An 18,417-nucleotide genomic window follows, 5' to 3' on the forward strand; every position below is an offset into this window, starting at 1 on the left:
CGGGAGCAAGCTCCCTCGCCACAAAGGGGATGTGTTCCATGCATAACCCTTGCGCCGTGATCCCGGTCTACAACCACGAAACCGCGATCACCACCGTGGTCGATGCCCTGCTCGCCCAAGGCCTGCCATGCATTCTGGTGGACGACGCCAGCGAGCCTTCCTGCGCCCGGGTACTCGACACCCTCGCCGGACGCGACAAGGTCTTTCTGGTGCGTCTTACGGTCAATCAAGGCAAGGGCGGCGCGGTGATGACCGGTTTGCGCGAAGCCGCGCGACTGGGTTTCAGCCATGCCTTGCAGGTCGACGCCGACGGCCAGCACGATCTGCAGGATGTCGCCCGCTTCGTCGAAGCATCCCGCGCGTACCCGCAAGCGATGATCTGCGGCTACCCGCGGTTCGACGAAAGCGTGCCCAAGGGTCGCCTGTACGCGCGCTATCTGACCCATGTGATGGTGTGGATCAACACCCTGTCGTTGCAGATCCGTGATTCGATGTGTGGTTTTCGTGTCTACCCGCTGGCGCCGACGCTGGCGGTGATCGACTCGGCGAAAGTCGGCAAGCGCATGGACTTCGACTCGGACATTCTCGTGCGCCTGGCCTGGCGCAATCAGCCGATGCGCTGGTTGCACACCCGCGTGCATTACCCGCTGGACGGCGTGTCGCACTTTCGTCTGTGGCACGACAACGCGCTGATTTCCAGCATGCACACGCGACTGTTCTTCGGCATGTTGCTGCGTTTACCGGTGATCCTCTGGCGGCGGTTAAAACCATGAGCGAAGGCGCCGATAACAAACATTGGGCCGACCGCGAGGAACGCGGCAGTTTCCTGCTGATGAAATTCACCGCGTTCGCCGCCAAAGTCCTCGGCCGCCGCCTGCTCAGCCCGTTGCTGTACGGCATCGTCCTGTATTTTTTCCTGTTCGGGCGCATCGCCCGGCGCAGTGCCTGGCAGTACCAGCAACGGCTGGCGGACTGGAGTCATCGCGACAATTTGCGTCCGAGTCATTGGCGGGTGTTCGGCCAGTTCATGGCGTTCGCCGATTCGCTGCTGGACAAGCTCGACGTGTGGAACGGCAAGCTGCGCATCGAACAGATTGAAATCATCGACCCGGCGCTGTTGCGTAAGCAATTGCGCGGCAGTCGCGGGCAACTGCTGGTCGGCGCGCATCTGGGCAATCTCGAAGTGTGCCGGGCGCTGGCGGAGATCGGCGAAAAAGTCACCATGAACGTGCTGGTGCACACCAAGCATGCCGAGCAGTTCAACCGTTTGCTGGGCGAAGCCGGGGCGACCAATCTGCGCCTGATTCAGGTCAGCGAACTCGACCCGGTGATCATGCTGCAACTGCACGAACGGCTGGAGCGTGGCGAATGGCTGGCGATTGCCGGCGACCGCGTGCCGCTGCACGGCGGGCGCAGCGTGACCGTCGATTTTCTCGGCCACCCGGCGCCGTTTCCGCAAGGTCCGTGGTTGCTGGCCGGGCTGCTCAAGTGCCCGGTCAATCTGCTGATGTGCCTGAAACAACCCGACGGCCATTATCGCCTGACCCTCGAACCGTTCGCCGATGCGGTGGCGTGGACTCGCCGCGAGCGCGAGCAGGTCATTCATCAGTGGGCCACCCGCTACGCGCAGCGCCTGAGTCACTATTGCCTCGAAGCCCCGCAGCAATGGTTCAACTTTTACCCTTTCTGGAAGACCGATGACGACGCCAACCCATGAGCCGGTAACCTTCGGCGAACGCCCATTGCGCATCGAAGACGTGCTGGCCCTGGCCAACCGTCAGGCCCCCGTGCGGTTGCAGGATGACGCCGATTACCGCGAGCGCATCGCCAAGGGCGCGCGTTTTCTCGATTCGCTGCTGGACAAGGAAGGCGTGATCTACGGCGTCACCACCGGTTATGGCGATTCCTGCGTGGTCGCGGTACCGCTGCATCACGTCGAAGCGCTGCCGCGTCACCTTTACACCTTCCACGGTTGTGGCCTGGGCAAACTGCTCGACGCGCAAGCCACCCGCGCGGTGCTGGCGGCGCGTTTGCAGTCGCTGTGCCACGGCGTGTCGGGGGTCCGGATCGAGTTGCTCGAGCGTCTGCACGCGTTCCTTGACTACGACATTCTGCCGCTGATTCCCGAAGAAGGCTCGGTTGGCGCCAGCGGCGACCTGACGCCGCTGTCCTACGTTGCCGCGACCCTGTCCGGCGAACGCGAAGTGATGTTCCGTGGCGAACGCCGTCAGGCCGTCGACGTGCATCGCGAACTGGGCTGGACGCCGCTGGTACTGCGCCCGAAAGAAGCCTTGGCGCTGATGAACGGCACGGCGGTGATGACCGGCCTCGCCTGCCTGGCTTTCGCCCGCGCCGATTACCTGCTGCACCTGGCCACGCGCATCACCGCGCTAAACGTGGTGGCGCTGCAAGGCAATCCGGAGCACTTCGACGAGCGCCTGTTCGCCGCCAAGCCGCATCCGGGGCAAATGCAAGTGGCCGCGTGGCTGCGCAAGGATCTGGCAATCGATGCGCCAACCGCGCCGCTGCATCGTTTGCAGGACCGCTACTCGTTGCGTTGCGCGCCGCATGTACTCGGCGTGCTGGCCGACAGCCTGAACTGGCTGCGCGCGTTCATCGAGACCGAGCTGAATAGCGCCAACGACAACCCGATCATCGACGCCGAAGCCGAGCGCGTGCTGCACGGCGGGCACTTCTACGGCGGCCACATCGCCTTCGCCATGGACAGCCTGAAAAACCTCGTGGCCAACGTCGCCGACCTGCTTGATCGGCAACTGGCGCTGCTGGTCGATGAGCGCTACAACCATGGCTTGCCGAGCAATCTGTCCGGCGCCCCAGCGGACCGGGCGATGATCAATCACGGTTTCAAAGCGGTGCAGATCGGCACCAGCGCCTGGACCGCCGAAGCGCTGAAGAACACCATGCCGGCCAGCGTCTTCTCGCGTTCCACCGAGTGCCACAACCAGGACAAGGTGAGCATGGGCACTATCGCCGCCCGTGATGCGATTCGCGTGCTGGAACTGACCGAACAGGTCGCCGCCGCCACCTTGCTCGCCGCCAATCAGGGCGTGTGGCTGCGCGCTCAAGCCATCGATGCGCGCCCGCTGCCGCCAGCGCTGGCCACGATGCACGAAGAACTCGGCAAAGACTTCCCGCCGGTCATCGAAGACCGTGCGCTGGAAGGCGAGCTGCGCCTGTGCCTGCAACGCATCGCCGCACAACACTGGAGGCTGCATGCGTAGCGCCGGGGTATTGCACGCTGACACGGAAATTCTCGTGCCGTTTTTTGACGTCGACACCATGCACGTGGTCTGGCACGGGCATTACGTCAAATACCTGGAAGTGGCGCGATGCGCGCTGCTCGACAAGATCGGCCACAACTACACGCACATGGTCGAGTCCGGTTACGCCTGGCCGATTATCGACTTGCAATTGCGCTATGTGCGCGGCGCGGTGTTCGGTCAACGGTTAAACGTACGCGCGAGCCTGGTCGAGTGGGAAAACCGCCTGAAGATCAACTACCTGATCACCGACCTGGACACCGGCGAACGCCTGACCCGCGCCAGCTCGGTGCAGGTCGCTGTCGACGTCAGCAATCGCGAGATGCAACTGGCTTCACCGAAAGTCTTCACCGATGCCGTGGAAAGGATGCTGCGATGAATGTTTTGCTTAAAGGTCTGAGCGTATTTGCGCTGCTGGCGATATCGTCATGGGCCAACGCCTTCGACCTGCAACAGCTCAGCGAGCAACTGGCGAAACCGGACGTGATCCACGGCCAGTTCACTCAGGAGAAACACCTGCGCGCCCTGCCGCAACCGCTGATCAGCAAGGGCCGTTTTGTCCTGGCGAAAAATCATGGTCTGTTGTGGCTATTGAAAACCCCACTGCAACAGGATTACCGCATTACCGGCAAAGGCATCGCCCGGCGTGACAACAACGGCTGGCAACTGCTGCCGAACAAGAGCGCCGGTGCCGAGCAGAACCGTTTGTTCCTCGCTGTATTGCAAGGTGACAGCAGTGGCCTGCAACGGGATTTCGAGCTGACCCTGAGCGGCACGGCACAGCAATGGAAACTGACGCTAACGCCGCGCTCACTGCTGCTCAAGCAAGTGTTCAACCAGATCAACATCGATGGCGGCACGCTGGTGCAAACCATCGAATTGCTGGAAACCCAAGGCGACAGCACCGTGCTGCGCCTGCAGGACAGCACGGCCGAGCAACCGTTGAGCGACGCGGAGCAACATGACTTTGCCGAGTGAACGCAAACTGCCCTGGCTGTTTCTGATCCTGCTGCTGGCGGTCATCGCGCTGGCCGGTTGGCAGTGGCGCAACGGTGCGCCGCTGTCGGCGAACTTGATGGAGCTGGTGCCCGGCACCCATCCCGATGCCCTCGAACTGCGCGCCGAACAGCGCATGCAGGAGCCGCTCAACCGCGAAATGCTGGTGCTGATCGGCCACCTCGATCGCCAGCAAGCGCTGACCATGGCGCAAACGCTGGGCGAGCAATGGCAGGCCAGCGGTCTGTTCGAGTCCGTGCAGTGGAACCTGCAAGCGGACCTGCCAGCCTTGCGCACGCAACTGCTGCAAGGGCGTTTGGCGATGCTCTCGGCGGATGATCGCCAACTGCTCAGCGAACACCCCGAAGTTTTCATTCAGCAACGCGTGCAGGCGCTGTTTGACCCGTTCAGCGGCTTCACTCTGGTGCCAAGCCAGGACGATTGGCTGGGCCTGACCGGACGTATCCAGAACAGCCAGCCGCAACGCGGCGCGGTGCAACTGGACATCGGCAGCGGTGCATTGATCGCCGAAGCCGACGGCAAGCACTGGGTGCTGTTGCGCGCGCGCACCACGGGCAACGCATTCGACATGAACCTGCCGCTGCAAGTGGCGGATCTGCTCCAGCACAGTCGCGAACAGGTAGCGCAGGCCAACGTGCAGTTGCTCGCCGCGAGTGGCCTGCTGTACGCCGCCAACGGCCAGCAACAAGCCACGCGAGAAATGACCTGGGTGGGCGGCGGCGCGACGGCTGGCATTCTGCTGTTGCTGCTGCTGGCGTTTCGTCGCTGGCGCGTGTTGCTGGCATTCGTGCCGGTAGTGGTGGGCATGCTGTTTGGCGCGGTGGCGTGCGTGGCGCTGTTCGGCCATATGCACGTGATGACGCTGGTGCTCGGCTCGAGTCTGATCGGCGTGGCCGTGGATTACCCGCTGCACTACCTGTCCAAGAGCTGGAGCCTCAAGCCTTGGCGCAGCTGGCCAGCCCTGCGCCTGACCTTGCCGGGACTGACGCTGAGCCTGATCACCAGCGTCATCGGTTATCTGGCGTTGGCCTGGACACCGTTCCCGGCACTGACGCAGATAGCGGTGTTCTCCGCCGCCGGTTTGCTCGGCGCCTATCTGTCGGCGGTCTGCCTGCTGCCGGCGTTGCTGAAAAATGTCGAACTGCGTCCGGCGCAATGGCCGCTGCGCCTGGCCGAACGCCTGATTCATCTGCGTGAGGCGCTGCTCGGTTGCATTCGCACACCCGTGCTGCTGGCCCTGCTGATCGCCTTCTGCGTCGGCGGCCTGATGCAATTGCAAAGCAAAAACGACATCCGCCAGTGGGTCGGCGCGCCGCAGCACCTGACCGACGAAGCGCAGGCCATCGCGCGCATCACCGGATACCAGCCGACCAGCCAGTTCTTCCTCGTCCGCGCCGCCGATCAGCAGCAATTGCTCGAGCGCCAGACGGCGCTGAGCGAGCGGCTGCAACAACTGGTCAACCTCGACAAGCTGCAAGGCTTTCTGGCCCTCGATCAACTGGTCAGCGCGCCAAGCCAGCAGCAGCACGTGCGCGAATCACTGAACAAGCTGCCATCGTTCTGGCAACCGCTGCTCGACCTCGGCGTGCCAGCGTCGGCTTTGCAAAACGAATTGCAGCAATTGCAAACGCTGCCAGCCGAAGACATCGACGCAGCGCTGGCCGGCCCGCTCGGCGAGCCTTATCGCACGCTATGGCTTGGCCCGACTGAAGACGGCGTCGCGGCGATCACCAGTTTGCAGGGCTTGAACAATCCATCTTTGTTGCGGGTGCAGGCGCTGGATTTGCCGGGGGTCGTGCTGGTCGATCGCTTGGGTGATCTGAACAAGGTGTTCGCCGCTACGCAGATCAGCGCCGCCGAACTGAAACTCGCCTCCTGCGGGTTGATCGTGCTGGTGCTGATTCTGCCGTTCGGCCTGACCGGCGCGCTGCGCATCGTCGCCCTGCCGCTGCTGGCGGCGCTGTGCAGTCTGGCCAGCCTTGGCTGGCTCGGTCAGCCGCTGACCCTGTTCAGCCTGTTCGGCCTGCTGCTGGTGACGGCGATCAGCGTCGATTACGCGATCCTCATGCGCGAGCAGGTCGGTGGCGCGGCGGTAAGTCTGCTCGGTACATTGCTCGCGGCAGTGACGACTTGGCTGTCGTTCGGCCTGCTGGCGGTGTCCAGCACGCCGGCGGTGAGCAACTTCGGTCTGTCGGTGAGCCTCGGTCTGGCCTTCAGCTTCATGCTCGCGCCGTGGGCCGGGCGCCATGCACCTGCCGCGCAGGCAAAATCATGATGGTCTTCGGCTTCTGGTTACTGGCCCTGGCGCTGTTTGCGCTGGCGACCCGTGTCGGCCGTCATTTCGGCCTGATTCCGATCGTCAGTCAGTTGCTGCTGGCGAGCTTCGGTTTGCCGTTGCTGATGTACTTCTGGATCGAGCCGGGCTGGCAGCTCAGCGGCGCGCAACTGATCGCGCCGCACTGGCTGAAAAACCTCTACAGCCTGAGCTTCGCCTTGCTGCTCGGGCACATTCTCAGCGACGTCATCGACCTGCGCCTCGACCGTCAGAGCGTAAAAATCGCTGTACCGAGTTTCGCCGTGCCGTTCGCTTGCGGGTTGGCCGTGGCGTCCTGGCTGCTGCCGACGCAGCCGTGGCTCAACGCGCTGGCAATCGGACTGGTGTTCGCGATTACCGCGATTCCGGTGTTGTACCTGTATTTGCGCCACATCGATTACCCGCCCGCCGCTACCCGGCGCCTGGTGCAGACCGCGATTCTCATCGACCTGACCTGCTGGACCCTGTTCGGCCTGGCCCAGGGCAGTCTGCACCTGAGCAGTCTGTTGCTGCCCCTGGGCATGGCGGGCGTGCCGCTGCTGTTGCGCCTGCTTCAGATGCGCCGTCCGCTGACCTACAGCCTCGCGTTCTTCGCGCTGCTGGTGATGGCCGAGCATTACAAACTCAATGCACTGATTTTCGGCATCGGCTATCTGCTGTGCATGGCGGTACTCAAGGTGCCGCTGGTGCTGCCGCTGCCCGCCCGCTGGATGAGCCGTTTGCAGACCTGGATCGCCATTCCGTTGATCCTCACCTTCGGCATCGTCCAGATCGACGTGCACAGTGCTCTCGCCAGTCTCGACGCCGGGCAATGGGCGGCGCTGCTGCTGTTGCCGATTGCCAGTAAACTGCTGGGCAACTGGCTCGGCCTCGGCTGGGCTGGCGCCTCGTTCGCCGGCGCCAGCCGTTGGCGTGAAAGCGTCTTGCTGAACATTCGCGGCCTGAGCGAAATCGTCTTTCTCAATCTGCTGCTGCAGCAACAGCTCATCACCCCGGCGCTGTACTTCGCGCTGATGCTGATGGGCCTGATCGCAACGCTGCTGCCGGCGCTGATCGGCCTGCATCGCGCGCCCCTGAACCTGCCTCATCCTCTGCCCCGGAGCTCACGTGCCAATCGTTGAAATGGAATCCCGTCAGGTCGTGATCATCGGCGCCGGCCCTTCCGGCGCTATCGCCGCCGCCTTGCTCAAGCGCAAAGGCCACGATGTGCTGGTGATCGAGCGCCAGCATTTTCCACGCTTTTCCATTGGCGAGAGCCTGCTCAGCCATTGCCTGGATTTTGTCGAAGAAGCCGGCATGCTCGAGGCCGTCAATGCCGCCGGATTCCAGCGCAAGACCGGCGCTGCGTTCGCTTGGGGCGAGCGCTACAGCGCGTTTGATTTCAGCGAAACCTTCACCAATGGCAAACCGACCACCTTCCAGGTGCAACGCGCTGATTTCGACAAACTGCTGGCCGATCAGGCAGCGCTGCAGGGCGCGGAAATTCGCTATGGCGATGCAATTGTCAGCGTCGATTTCGACCGGGCGCAACCGCAGCTCGATGTGCGCCGCGAAGACGGCAGCGCCTACCGCGTCGAAGCCGAATTCGTCCTCGATGCCAGCGGTTACGGCCGCGTGTTGTCGCGCCTGCTTGATCTTGAAGCGCCGTCGAATTTCCCGGTGCGCCAGGCCGTATTCACCCATGTCGAGGATCACATCGACCACCCGGCGTTCGACCGCGATAAAATCCTCGTGACCACCCACCCGCTGCACCGCGATATCTGGTTCTGGACGATCCCGTTCAGCAACGGGCGTTGCTCGGTGGGTGTAGTGGCGGCCGCCGAGCACTTCAATGGCCGCGACAGCGATCTGGACGCCTGCCTGCGCAGTTTCATCGCCGAGACCCCGAGCCTCGCCAAGGTGCTGAACAACGCGGTCTGGGACATACCGGCGCGCACCCTCGGCGGCTACGCGGCCAACGTCAAGACCCTTCACGGTCCGGGCTTTGCGCTGCTGGGCAACGCGGCAGAATTCCTCGACCCGGTGTTCTCCTCCGGGGTGACCATCGCCATGCGTTCGGCGAGCATGGCGGCGGCGGTGCTGCATCGACAGCTGCAAGGTGAGACCGTCGACTGGCAACGCGAGTTTGCCGAGCCGCTGAAACGCGGCGTCGACACCTTCCGCTGTTACGTCGAAGGCTGGTACGCCGGTACGTTCCAGGACGTGATCTTTTTCGAGGACAGTCAGGAACAGATTCGTCGGATGATCTGCTCGATCCTCGCTGGCTACGCCTGGGACGAACGCAACCCGTTTGTCAGCGAAGCCCGTCGCCGTTTGAAAATGATTTCCGAACTCTGTGCAAAGGACGCCCCATGAACTACTTGAGCGACAGCTACGTCGAAGAAACCCGCTTCGGTTTCTGGTTCCTGCGCAGCCACACCTGGCAGCACCATGTGTTGCGCGTGGCGATCAACGATTTGTGCGGGCTGTTCAGCGCAGCGTTGCCGGAACACCCCGTGCTGCTGGACGCCGGCTGCGGCCAGGGCAAGTCGTTCGGCCATTTGCGCCAGACCTTCGCCCCGCAGCGGCTGATCGGCATCGACGCCGACCCGCACAGCCTGGCGCTGAGCGCCGAGGAAGCCGCGCGTCTGGGCCTGGACGTCGAGCTGATCGGCAGCGACTGCGCGACGCTCAAGGTCGCGGACGCCAGTGTCGACCTGTTGTTCTGTCACCAGACCTTTCACCATCTGGTGGAGCAGGAAAAGGCGCTGGCCGAGTTTTATCGGGTGCTCAAGCCCGGCGGTTATCTGCTGTTCGCCGAATCCACCGAGGCTTACATTGATACCTGGGTGATTCGCTGGCTGTTCCGCCATCCGATGCAGGTGCAGAAGAGCGCCGCTGAGTATCTAGAGATGATTCGCGAGCAGGGTTTTGAATTTGACGAGGGCAATGTCTCGTACCCGTATTTGTGGTGGAGTCGGTCGACGGATTTTGGCTTGCTGGAGCGGTTCGGGTTGTGCAAGCCGAAACCGTTTGGCCAGCGCGAGGAAACCCTGGTGAATGTCGTGGCGCGCAAGCCGCTTGCGGGTGCTATCTGATGCAACGCATAACCTGTAGGAGTGAGCCTGCTCGCGATAGCGGTGGGTCAGCCAATGACTATTTTGAATGCATGACCGCTATCGCGAGCAGGCTCACTCCTACAAGGGTTGTGGCATGGCTGATGATGGTGTTCTGCGCTCTTTTGCTCAGCGCCTGCGCCGGCCAGCCACCGCTGCCAGCGGCCGAACCAACACTGCCCCTGCCGCTGCAACTGCACATCGAACGCGAGCAAGCCGGACAGCGCCAGGACTGGCTGCTGGTGATCCAGCGTGAAGGTGCCGGTATTCGCTGGTCGATGATGGACCCGCTGGGCATTCCCCAGGCGCGTCAGCAGTTGATCGATGGACACTGGCAGGCCGATGGCTTGCTGCCGCCCAATGAGGAAGCGCGCGAGCTGTTTGCGGCGTTGCTGTTCGCCCTGACGCCGTCCGCCGAGCTGCTGCGCAACTATCCTGACGCGCAACGACAGGCCGAACATCGCTCCTTGCCTGCGCGCTGGGACGTCCGTTATGCACAATCGTTGAGTTTTCAATTGATCCTGCCCGAAGGCCCGCATTATCGCGTTTCCCAGTTAGGTGAATCGACGCCATGACCGCTTACCTGAATGCCCTCGGCGTGATCTGCGCGCTGGGCCGCGACAAGTCTGAAGTCGCACGCAACCTGTTCGCCGGCGACTGCTCGGGGATGCGCCGCGAGTCCGGCTGGGTGGCCGAACGGACGTTGCCGGTGGCCGCCGTGCGCGGCGATCTGGCGCCGATCCCTGCGCAACTGGCCGACCAAAGCAGCCGCAACAATCAACTGCTGCTGGAGGCCGCGCTGCAGATCCGTGACGACATCGACCGCGCGATCCAGACCTACGGACCTGAGCGCATCGGTGTGGTGCTGGGCACCAGCACTTCCGGCATCGACGAGGCCAGCCGCGGTCTGGCGCATTACATTCGCGAACAGCAATTTCCCGCGCAATACGATTACCGCCAGCAGGAACTCGGCGCTCCGGCGAATTTCCTCGCAGACTGGCTGCAACTGAGCGGCCCGGCCTACGTAATTTCCACCGCCTGCACGTCCAGCGCCCGGGCGCTGATGAGCGCGCAACGCCTGCTTGATCTGGGCCTGTGCGACGCGGTGCTGTGCGGCGGTGTCGACAGTCTGTGCAAGCTGACCCTCAATGGTTTCTCTGCGCTGGAAGCAGTCTGCGACGAGCGCTGCAATCCGTTCTCGGCCAATCGCAACGGCATCAACATCGGCGAGGCCGCCGTGTTGTTCGTGATGAGCCGGCAGCCGGGCGACGGCCCGGCCATCGCCTTGCTCGGTGCCGGCGCCAGTTCCGATGCGCACCATATTTCCGCGCCGGAGCCGAGTGGGCGCGGCGCGCTGCAAGCGATGCAGAAAGCCCTGAGCCGCGCCCAGTTGCAAGCAGCGCAAATTCATTACCTGAACCTGCACGGCACCGCCACCCAACACAACGACGCCATGGAAAGCCTGGCGGTTGCCACGCTGTTCCCCGAAGGCGTGGCCTGTTCGTCGACCAAACCGATGACCGGCCATACCCTCGGCGCGGCCGGTGCGCTGGAAGCGGCGTTCTGCTGGCTGAGCCTGAGCGCCGCCAACCCCACTGACGCCTTGCCGCCACACGTCTGGGACGGACACGCCGACAGCCAACTGCCGGCGCTCAAGTGGGTGACCGCCCGCGACCGCCTGACGTCCATTGCACCGCGCTACCTGATGAGCAACTCGTTTGCCTTCGGCGGCAACAACGTCAGCCTGATTATCGGAGACGCCCCATGATTGCCTGGCCGCTCGCCGAACTGCTGCCCCATGCGGGCGACATGATTCTCATCGACAAGGTCCTCAGTTTCGATGACGAGCAAATCTGCACAACTCTCACCGTCAAAGCCGAGGGTCTGTTCAACCTGCCCGACGGCAGCCTGCCGGCGTGGGTCGGGGTCGAGCTGATGGCGCAAAGCGTCGCCGCCTTCGCCGGTTGCCATGCGCGACAAAAGGGCAACCCGGTCGAACTGGGTTTCCTGCTCGGCACGCGCAAATTCGAGTGCAATGTCGAGGCGTTTCCGCCAGGCAGCGAGTTGACCATTCATGGCCTGCGCTCGCTGGAGGACGACAACGGCATGGGCGTTTTCGAATGCCATATCAACGGCGACGGCATTCATGCCAGCGCCCGGCTGAACGTGTTCCGTCCGCCCGAAGCCAACCAATATCTGCAACAAACCAAGGAGTCGAACGATGACTGAATCCGTACTGGTCACCGGCTCCAGCCGTGGCATCGGCCGCGCCACTGCCCTGCGTCTGGCGCAAGCCGGGCACGACATCGTCCTGCATTGCCGCAGTGGCATGAGCGAAGCCCAGGCGGTGCAGGCTGAAATCGAAGCGTTGGGACGTAAGGCGCGCGTTCTGCAATTCGATGTCGCCGACCGTGAAACCTGCAAAAGCATTCTCGAAGCCGATGTCGAAAATCATGGCGCCTATTACGGCGTGGTGCTCAACGCCGGGCTGACCCGCGATGGTGCATTTCCGGCGTTGAGCGATGACGATTGGGACGTTGTCCTGCGCACCAACCTTGACGGTTTCTACAACGTTTTGCATCCGCTGATCATGCCGATGATCCGCCGTCGCGCCGCCGGGCGCATCGTCTGCATCACCTCCGTGTCCGGGCTGATCGGCAATCGCGGCCAGGTCAATTACAGCGCATCGAAGGCCGGCGTGATCGGCGCGGCGAAAGCGTTGGCGATCGAGCTGGGCAAGCGCAAAATCACGGTTAACTGCGTCGCGCCGGGGCTGATCGACACGGCCATGCTCGACGAAAACGTGCCGGTGGAAGAACTGATGAAAATGATCCCCGCGCAACGCATGGGCAGCCCTGAAGAAGTGGCCGCCGCGGTGAATTTCCTGATGTCGGCGGAAGCCTCGTACATCACCCGCCAGGTCCTGGCGGTCAACGGAGGCCTGTGCTGATGAAGCGCGTCGTCGTCACCGGCATGGCCGGCATCACCTCGCTGGGCAGCGACTGGGCAACCATCGCCAGCAACTTTGCGGCCAATCGCAGTGGCATTCGCCGGATGGACGAGTGGGACCGCTTCAGCGAACTCAACACGCGCCTGGCCGGGCCGATCGATGACTTCGTGGTACCGGCACACTGGACGCGCAAGCAACTGCGCAGCATGGGCCGGGTGTCGCGACTGGCGGTCGGCGCGGCGGAACAAGCCCTGGCCGACGCTGGCCTGCTCGGTGACGAGTCGATCAAGGACGGGCGCATGGGCGTTGCTTGCGGCTCGTCCACTGGCAGCACTGACGAAATCAAAGCCTTCGGCAATATGCTGCTCAACTCGGTAGCCGAGGGGCTGAATGCCAACTCGTACGTGCGGATGATGCCGCACACCACCGCTGCCAATATCAGCATCTTCTTCGGCCTCACCGGGCGCCTGATTCCGACGTCCAGCGCCTGCACCAGCGGCAGCCAGGGCATCGGCTACGCCTACGAGGCGATCAAGTTCGGGCGCTTGCCGTTGATGCTCGCCGGCGGCGCCGAAGAGCTGTGCCCGACCGAAGCCATGGTCTTCGACGCGCTCTACGCTACCAGTTTGAAAAATGATGCACCGCAGACCAGCCCACGCCCGTACGACAAGGGCCGCGACGGCCTGGTCATTGGCGAAGGTGGCGGCATGCTGGTTCTTGAGGAGCTTGAACACGCCCTCGCCCGTGGCGCGCATATCCACGCCGAAATCGTCGGTTTCGGCAGCAACGCCGATGGCCAGCACACCACCCGCCCGGAACAGCTGACCATGCGTCGCGCCATGGAGCTGGCGCTGGAAGACGCCGGGCTGGCGCCGGAGGCCATCGGTTATGTCAATGGCCACGGCACGGCTACAGAACAGGGCGACATTGCCGAAACACTGGCTACCAGCAGTCTGTTCGGTGAACGCATGCCGATCAGTTCGCAGAAAAGCTTCCTTGGCCACACGCTGGGAGCCTGCGGCGCGCTGGAGTCATGGTTCAGCATCGAGATGCTAAATCGCGACGAGTACGTGCACACGTTCAACCTCGACGAGGTCGACCCGCACTGCGGCAAGCTCGACTACCTGCGCGGCGAATTCCGCCAGATGCATCACGACTACGTGATGAACAACAATTTCGCTTTTGGTGGCGTCAACACCTCGTTGATTTTCCGCCGCTGGCACTGACCGCAAGACATTTGGAGTGAAGGGAATGACCCAGTTTTACCGCATCGCCGCCCTGCTGGCCCTGGCCTTTGTACTCGGCGGATGCACCAGCAAACCGGTGTATAACGCCAAGGAAGAGTTCTCGCCGAACCTGGGCTTCACCCAGCAACAGATGAGCCGCGCGATCGTCACCGCACTGAACGACCGTCAATGGGTCGTGCAATCGGTGCGTCCGGGCATGATCAAGGCCGCCATCACCGTCCGCGGTCGCCATCACGCCGAAGTCGATATTCCGTTCACCCCGACCTCGTTCGAAATCGACTACCGCAGCAGCTACGGCCTCAACGCCAAGGACGGCAAAATCCACGGCAACTACAACCGCTGGGTCAACCGCCTGCGCGACAACGTGCTGAAAGAGCTGTCGATCAACCCGGACATCGAGTACGTGAACAACCTTGGCATCATCAAACAGGGCGCCGACGAACCGACTTACCTGAGCTTTCGCGAGGGCGTCAAACGCGCCACCGACGCCGGCCTGCTCGACGGCAGCGTGAAGTTCTATCTGGCGGGCGAAACCCTGCCAAAACAGGTGCGCAAACTCGATACCGTGAGCAGCAGCCGCAAGACCAACGGTTCGAACAAATCCGACGAAGACGCCTGCTTCTGGGCCCTGCAATCAGCCCTGGCGACACTGCAGGACGCCGCGAAGAAGGCCGACGCCAACGCCGTGATCAACATCGCCAGCGTCGACCAGCGCGACCTGTACAAAGACACCGAAAAATTCCAGTGCCGGGCCGGGCTGGTGGTGTCGAGCGTGGCGTTGCGTGGTGATTTGGCGCACGTTGATTGATAGGGCAGTAGAAACGACAAAGGGCGCCATTCGGCGCCCTTTCACAGACAGGTTGGCTTGTCATGACCGGTTACCTGCCTGGCTCTGCGATGGCTGGTTGCCCAGGATCCTCAGAGTCTCACAAGCCCCTTTCGGGAACGCAGGCAGTATTGCTTGAAATACACCGGCAGACAACGGCTGGCAGTTCGCCTTTCGGTGCCATATTCAGAGCCATCACAGTCCCAATGCCTTTTTCACTGCGGCTTTGATGGCGTAAAACTCTTCTATTGCGAGATGTGAAATCAGATAGACGCGCCTACCTGTACGATCTCGACTTTTAATTCGGTCGAGCCGTGAAAGGCTGACCGTAGCCACCATGTCACATTTGGCCCAACATTTCGGATTGGCGCCGTGTAGATGACTCGCCAGTTCAAGATGGTGATCAAGCAGACAATCAGGTGCTGTAGTGCTCAAGGGCACGACAGTTACCAATAGACTATTGCTGCGGTGTCTACGTAGCACGACGACTGGTCTCACCTTGACCATTTCAGGCACTTCATAACCTCTGAAATCGCAAATAAGCACGCTGCCCTCCTTGGGCTGGTAACGAAGTGGCATCCGTGGCACTCACTGAAAAAGAAGCGATTCTGCGCAAAAATAGAGCGTTCCCCTAAGACAGATCCGTTACGGGAAATGTAGCTCTCTGCACACCTCTTACTCCCTTGCAGCATCTACACTCGCTTAAGCAGGCCACAACGTAATACCTGCATTCGCGGTTCTCTTTCATTGTCAAAGGAGATGACCATGCAAGTGAAAGCCCTGATCGCCTCTGCGTTTTTCTCGTTATTGCCCAGCGCCAGCCACGCCACGAACCTGATGTACATGCCTTTCGAAACCGTGCTGTCGGACGCGATTCGTGCCGGGCGACTCGATGGCAGCTTGAAGTTTTACCTGATCGGTAACGGGCCGCAGGGCACTCAGCAGTTGTTGCGCCGCGGTGTGATCAGCGACCTGAAAACCAATGGTTTCAACAAGAGCGACCAGCGATCCTGCGAGTGGGTGTTGCAGTCGAACCTGATCAAGTTGCAGGCCGATGCCAAGCGGGTCGGGGCGAATGCAGTGGTCAATATTGTCAGTTACTACGACCAACGGGTGCGCAAGGATTTGAATACGTACGAGTGCCGGGCGGGGATTTTTGTCACGCGGGTGGCGTTGAGGGGGGATTTGGTGCGGTTGCCTTAGTGGCAACTGAATGTCTGGGGTGTTGCTTCTGGCCTCTTCGCGAGCAGGCTCGCTCCCACATGGGATAGGGGCCATACACAATTTCTGTTTTCACCCGAAATCAAATGTGGGAGCGAGCCTGCTCGCGAAAGCGCCAGCGGCCTTCACACAGTCAGAGGCTCAACTTTGCGCGTGAGCAGTTCGACAAACGCCTTGGCCATCGGCGATTTCTGATCCTTGCGCTGCACCAGCCACACCGCCGAAATTGCCTCGGGATCGAGCAGCGGGCGATAGACCACGCCGTCGATGCGCATGCGCTGATAGGACGCCGGCAGCACCGACACCCCCAGACCTGCCGCCACCAGACCGATGATGGTCATTGCCTCGCCGGCCTCTTGGGCAAAGTGTGGGCTGAAGCCAGCGTCACGGGCCAGGCTCAGCAATTGCGCATAGAGACCGCTGCCATAGCTGCGCGGGAAAAACACGAAGGGCTCAAGCGCCAGCGCCGAGAGAAACAGACCTTCCTCGCTGCCCTGGGCCAAAGGATGTTTCGAACTGAGCACCGCCACCAACGGCTCCCGCATCAACTCCACGACGCTTAGCGAATCCGGCAAGCCCAGCGGGCGCATGATGCCGACTTCGATTGACTGATCGACCAAGGCATCGGCAACCATCGTGCTGCTCATCTCGCGCAGGTTCAGATGTACCGCCGGGAAGCGCTGGCGAAAGGAAAAGATCGCCTGAGGAATCGTCGAATTGAACGGCGCCGACGAGGTGAAGCCAATCTTCAACTCCCCCAGTTCGCCCAACTGCGCCCGACGCGCAACATCCGCCGCTTTATCGACTTGGGCCAGCACCAGCCGCGCCTCTTGCAGAAACAAGCGACCGGCCTCGCTGAGTTCAACCCGACGATTGGTTCTTTCAAACAGACGCGCGCCGACTTCTTGCTCCAGCGCCTGAATCTGCTGGCTCAGCGGTGGTTGGGAGATGCCCAGCACCTGTGCGGCGCGGCCGAAATGCAGTTCTTCGGCGACGGCGATGAAGTAGCGCAAATGACGCAATTCCATGCAAACCTCAATAAGTCGTTAAAGCTATCAAACAGGTCGAACAATATATTGGATAGAAACATTAGCCAGCTATATGATTTTTTCATTGCCTGCCCGGCTGTGCTTTCCGAGGTCTGAAGTGAAAACTGCTGTCGCGCCCCTTGCCCACGAAGTCCCACCCGCTGCCGACGACGCAATCGCCGAGCTGCAAGATATCTACATTGAAAAAGGCACCCCGGCGTTTATGCGCACGGTACTGGCGCTGTTCTGCGGTGGGTTCGCCACCTTCGCGCTGCTCTATTGCGTGCAGCCGATGATGCCGTTGCTGTCCCACGAATACGGGATCAATGCGGCGCAGAGCAGCCTCATTCTGTCAGTGGCAACCGGCATGCTGGCCTTCGGTCTGTTGATCACCGGGCCGATTTCCGATCGCATCGGGCGCAAACCGGTGATGGTGACGGCACTGTTTGCCGCCGCGCTGTGCACCCTCGCCAGTTCGATGATGCCGAGCTGGCACGGCGTGCTGATCATGCGCGCGCTGATCGGCTTGTCGTTGAGCGGCCTGGCAGCGGTCGCGATGACCTATCTCAGCGAAGAAATTCATCCACAGCACATCGGTCTGGCGATGGGCTTGTACATCGGCGGCAACGCGATTGGCGGGATGAGCGGACGCTTGATCACCGGGGTGCTGATCGACTTCGTCAGCTGGCACACGGCGATGCTGGTGATCGGTGGACTGGCGCTTATCGCTGCGGCGGTGTTCTGGAAGATCCTCCCGGAGTCGCGCAACTTCCGCGCCCGCTCGCTACACCCGCGCAGTCTGCTTGAGGGCTTCACCCTGCACTTTCGCGACGCCGGCCTGCCGTTGCTGTTTCTCGAAGCGTTTGTGTTGATGGGCGCGTTTGTCACGCTGTTCAACTACATCGGCTACCGCTTGCTGACGGCGCCGTACAACCTTGATCAGGTGTATGTCGGCTTGCTCTCGGTGGTGTACCTGTCGGGGATCTACAGCTCGGCGAAAATCGGTTCACTGGCGGATAAACTCGGGCGGCGCAAAGTGCTCTGGGCGACGATTGCGCTGATGTTCGCCGGGCTGGCACTGACGATGTTCACCTCGTTGTTGCTGGTGATCGTCGGCATGCTGGTGTTCACCTTCGGCTTCTTTGCCGCGCACTCGGTGGCGAGCAGCTGGATCGGTCGGCGCGCGCTAACTGCCAAGGGCCAGGCGTCGTCGCTGTATCTGTTCAGTTATTACGCCGGGTCGAGCATTGCCGGGACGGCGGGCGGGGTGTTCTGGCATTTGGGCGGGTGGAACGGGATTGGCCTGTTTATCGGCGCGTTGTTGCTGATTGCGTTGCTGGTGGCGTTGAAGCTGGCGAAGTTGCCGCCTCTCGGCGGAGCCAAAGCCTGACACGAAACCTTGTGGAAGGGAGCTTGCTCCCGAATGCGATAGGTCAGT

General features: G+C 62.0%; 19 protein-coding genes. 17 read left to right on the top strand and 2 right to left on the bottom strand.

The window, feature by feature from the left end; all coding sequences use genetic code 11:
* Positions 1-38: 38 nt before the first annotated feature.
* From HU765_RS07660 to HU765_RS07730, 15 genes are all read left to right on the top strand, one after another.
* Positions 39-773 carry a glycosyltransferase family 2 protein gene (locus HU765_RS07660; RefSeq protein ID WP_186619610.1) on the top strand — a complete coding sequence of 245 codons (735 nt, stop codon included), beginning with the start codon at positions 39-41 and terminating at the stop codon, positions 771-773.
* Entirely contained in the window at positions 770-1,717 is a 948-nt protein-coding gene (locus tag HU765_RS07665) for a glycosyl transferase (protein ID WP_186549478.1), read from the top strand. Before HU765_RS07660 ends, HU765_RS07665 begins: the two co-directional genes overlap by 4 nt.
* Complete coding sequence (locus HU765_RS07670; protein ID WP_186619611.1) at positions 1,698-3,242, top strand: aromatic amino acid ammonia-lyase; 1,545 nt, start codon at positions 1,698-1,700, stop codon at positions 3,240-3,242. The genes HU765_RS07665 and HU765_RS07670 overlap by 20 nt, the downstream gene beginning before the upstream one ends.
* Entirely contained in the window at positions 3,235-3,660 is a 426-nt protein-coding gene (locus HU765_RS07675; protein ID WP_186619612.1) for an acyl-CoA thioesterase, read from the top strand. Before HU765_RS07670 ends, HU765_RS07675 begins: the two co-directional genes overlap by 8 nt.
* Positions 3,657-4,259: an outer membrane lipoprotein carrier protein LolA gene (locus HU765_RS07680; protein ID WP_186619613.1), complete on the top strand. Its 603-nt coding sequence runs from the start codon at positions 3,657-3,659 to the stop codon at positions 4,257-4,259. The genes HU765_RS07675 and HU765_RS07680 overlap by 4 nt, the downstream gene beginning before the upstream one ends.
* Positions 4,243-6,573: an MMPL family transporter gene (locus HU765_RS07685; RefSeq protein WP_186619614.1), complete on the top strand. Its 2,331-nt coding sequence runs from the start codon at positions 4,243-4,245 to the stop codon at positions 6,571-6,573. Before HU765_RS07680 ends, HU765_RS07685 begins: the two co-directional genes overlap by 17 nt.
* Positions 6,570-7,733, top strand: coding sequence for a sodium:proton antiporter (locus tag HU765_RS07690; RefSeq protein ID WP_186619615.1), 1,164 nt, complete (start codon positions 6,570-6,572; stop codon positions 7,731-7,733). The genes HU765_RS07685 and HU765_RS07690 overlap by 4 nt, the downstream gene beginning before the upstream one ends.
* Positions 7,720-8,967 (top strand): tryptophan 7-halogenase, encoded by a 1,248-nt coding sequence (locus tag HU765_RS07695; protein ID WP_186619616.1) that lies wholly within the window; start codon positions 7,720-7,722, stop codon positions 8,965-8,967. The genes HU765_RS07690 and HU765_RS07695 overlap by 14 nt, the downstream gene beginning before the upstream one ends.
* Entirely contained in the window at positions 8,964-9,689 is a 726-nt protein-coding gene (locus HU765_RS07700) for a class I SAM-dependent methyltransferase (RefSeq protein ID WP_186619617.1), read from the top strand. The genes HU765_RS07695 and HU765_RS07700 overlap by 4 nt, the downstream gene beginning before the upstream one ends.
* A gap of 110 nt (positions 9,690-9,799) precedes the next feature.
* Complete coding sequence (locus HU765_RS07705; RefSeq protein ID WP_186619618.1) at positions 9,800-10,282, top strand: hypothetical protein; 483 nt, start codon at positions 9,800-9,802, stop codon at positions 10,280-10,282.
* Positions 10,279-11,475 (top strand): beta-ketoacyl-[acyl-carrier-protein] synthase family protein, encoded by a 1,197-nt coding sequence (locus tag HU765_RS07710; protein ID WP_186619619.1) that lies wholly within the window; start codon positions 10,279-10,281, stop codon positions 11,473-11,475. Before HU765_RS07705 ends, HU765_RS07710 begins: the two co-directional genes overlap by 4 nt.
* A complete protein-coding gene (locus tag HU765_RS07715; protein WP_186619620.1) occupies positions 11,472-11,936 on the top strand; it encodes a hotdog family protein in 465 nt (154 codons plus the stop codon). Before HU765_RS07710 ends, HU765_RS07715 begins: the two co-directional genes overlap by 4 nt.
* Positions 11,929-12,657 (top strand): 3-oxoacyl-ACP reductase FabG, encoded by a 729-nt coding sequence (gene fabG, locus HU765_RS07720; protein WP_186619621.1) that lies wholly within the window; start codon positions 11,929-11,931, stop codon positions 12,655-12,657. Before HU765_RS07715 ends, fabG begins: the two co-directional genes overlap by 8 nt.
* Positions 12,657-13,883 carry a beta-ketoacyl-ACP synthase gene (locus HU765_RS07725; RefSeq protein ID WP_186619622.1) on the top strand — a complete coding sequence of 409 codons (1,227 nt, stop codon included), beginning with the start codon at positions 12,657-12,659 and terminating at the stop codon, positions 13,881-13,883. The genes fabG and HU765_RS07725 overlap by 1 nt, the downstream gene beginning before the upstream one ends.
* A 25-nt stretch (positions 13,884-13,908) precedes the next feature.
* Positions 13,909-14,712: a hypothetical protein gene (locus HU765_RS07730; RefSeq protein WP_186549499.1), complete on the top strand. Its 804-nt coding sequence runs from the start codon at positions 13,909-13,911 to the stop codon at positions 14,710-14,712.
* Between the two features lie 213 nt (positions 14,713-14,925).
* Here the strand turns inward: HU765_RS07730 and HU765_RS07735 are convergent, their stop codons facing one another.
* Entirely contained in the window at positions 14,926-15,309 is a 384-nt protein-coding gene (locus HU765_RS07735; protein WP_186549507.1) for a type II toxin-antitoxin system PemK/MazF family toxin, read from the bottom strand.
* A gap of 186 nt (positions 15,310-15,495) precedes the next feature.
* Here HU765_RS07735 and HU765_RS07740 point away from each other — a divergent pair, with 186 nt between their 5' ends.
* Entirely contained in the window at positions 15,496-15,933 is a 438-nt protein-coding gene (locus HU765_RS07740) for an excinuclease (RefSeq protein WP_186619623.1), read from the top strand.
* Between the two features lie 143 nt (positions 15,934-16,076).
* Here HU765_RS07740 and HU765_RS07745 read toward each other — a convergent pair whose 3' ends face one another.
* Entirely contained in the window at positions 16,077-16,979 is a 903-nt protein-coding gene (locus tag HU765_RS07745; protein WP_186619624.1) for a LysR family transcriptional regulator, read from the bottom strand.
* 118 nt (positions 16,980-17,097) lie between these two features.
* Here HU765_RS07745 and HU765_RS07750 point away from each other — a divergent pair, with 118 nt between their 5' ends.
* Entirely contained in the window at positions 17,098-18,369 is a 1,272-nt protein-coding gene (locus tag HU765_RS07750; protein ID WP_186619625.1) for an MFS transporter, read from the top strand.
* The last annotated feature ends 48 nt before the right edge of the window (positions 18,370-18,417 follow it).

Source organism: Pseudomonas sp. SWRI81 (genome assembly GCF_014268545.1).
In the GTDB taxonomy this organism is placed as follows: domain Bacteria; phylum Pseudomonadota; class Gammaproteobacteria; order Pseudomonadales; family Pseudomonadaceae; genus Aquipseudomonas; species Aquipseudomonas hamedanensis.

What these genes read in the sequence shown, in the direction of transcription:
- HU765_RS07710 (WP_186619619.1), top strand. Translation starts at nt 10,279, where the DNA reads ATGACCGCTTACCTGAATGCCCTCGGCGTGATCTGCGCGCTGGGCCGC.
- HU765_RS07680 (WP_186619613.1), top strand. Translation starts at nt 3,657, where the DNA reads ATGAATGTTTTGCTTAAAGGTCTGAGCGTATTTGCGCTGCTGGCGATA.
- HU765_RS07730 (WP_186549499.1), top strand. Translation starts at nt 13,909, where the DNA reads ATGACCCAGTTTTACCGCATCGCCGCCCTGCTGGCCCTGGCCTTTGTA.
- fabG (WP_186619621.1), top strand. Translation starts at nt 11,929, where the DNA reads ATGACTGAATCCGTACTGGTCACCGGCTCCAGCCGTGGCATCGGCCGC.
- HU765_RS07745 (WP_186619624.1), bottom strand. Translation starts at nt 16,979, where the DNA reads ATGGAATTGCGTCATTTGCGCTACTTCATCGCCGTCGCCGAAGAACTG.
- HU765_RS07675 (WP_186619612.1), top strand. Translation starts at nt 3,235, where the DNA reads ATGCGTAGCGCCGGGGTATTGCACGCTGACACGGAAATTCTCGTGCCG.
- HU765_RS07660 (WP_186619610.1), top strand. Translation starts at nt 39, where the DNA reads ATGCATAACCCTTGCGCCGTGATCCCGGTCTACAACCACGAAACCGCG.
- HU765_RS07685 (WP_186619614.1), top strand. Translation starts at nt 4,243, where the DNA reads ATGACTTTGCCGAGTGAACGCAAACTGCCCTGGCTGTTTCTGATCCTG.
- HU765_RS07665 (WP_186549478.1), top strand. Translation starts at nt 770, where the DNA reads ATGAGCGAAGGCGCCGATAACAAACATTGGGCCGACCGCGAGGAACGC.
- HU765_RS07700 (WP_186619617.1), top strand. Translation starts at nt 8,964, where the DNA reads ATGAACTACTTGAGCGACAGCTACGTCGAAGAAACCCGCTTCGGTTTC.
- HU765_RS07690 (WP_186619615.1), top strand. Translation starts at nt 6,570, where the DNA reads ATGATGGTCTTCGGCTTCTGGTTACTGGCCCTGGCGCTGTTTGCGCTG.
- HU765_RS07670 (WP_186619611.1), top strand. Translation starts at nt 1,698, where the DNA reads ATGACGACGCCAACCCATGAGCCGGTAACCTTCGGCGAACGCCCATTG.
- HU765_RS07735 (WP_186549507.1), bottom strand. Translation starts at nt 15,309, where the DNA reads ATGCCACTTCGTTACCAGCCCAAGGAGGGCAGCGTGCTTATTTGCGAT.
- HU765_RS07740 (WP_186619623.1), top strand. Translation starts at nt 15,496, where the DNA reads ATGCAAGTGAAAGCCCTGATCGCCTCTGCGTTTTTCTCGTTATTGCCC.
- HU765_RS07715 (WP_186619620.1), top strand. Translation starts at nt 11,472, where the DNA reads ATGATTGCCTGGCCGCTCGCCGAACTGCTGCCCCATGCGGGCGACATG.
- HU765_RS07725 (WP_186619622.1), top strand. Translation starts at nt 12,657, where the DNA reads ATGAAGCGCGTCGTCGTCACCGGCATGGCCGGCATCACCTCGCTGGGC.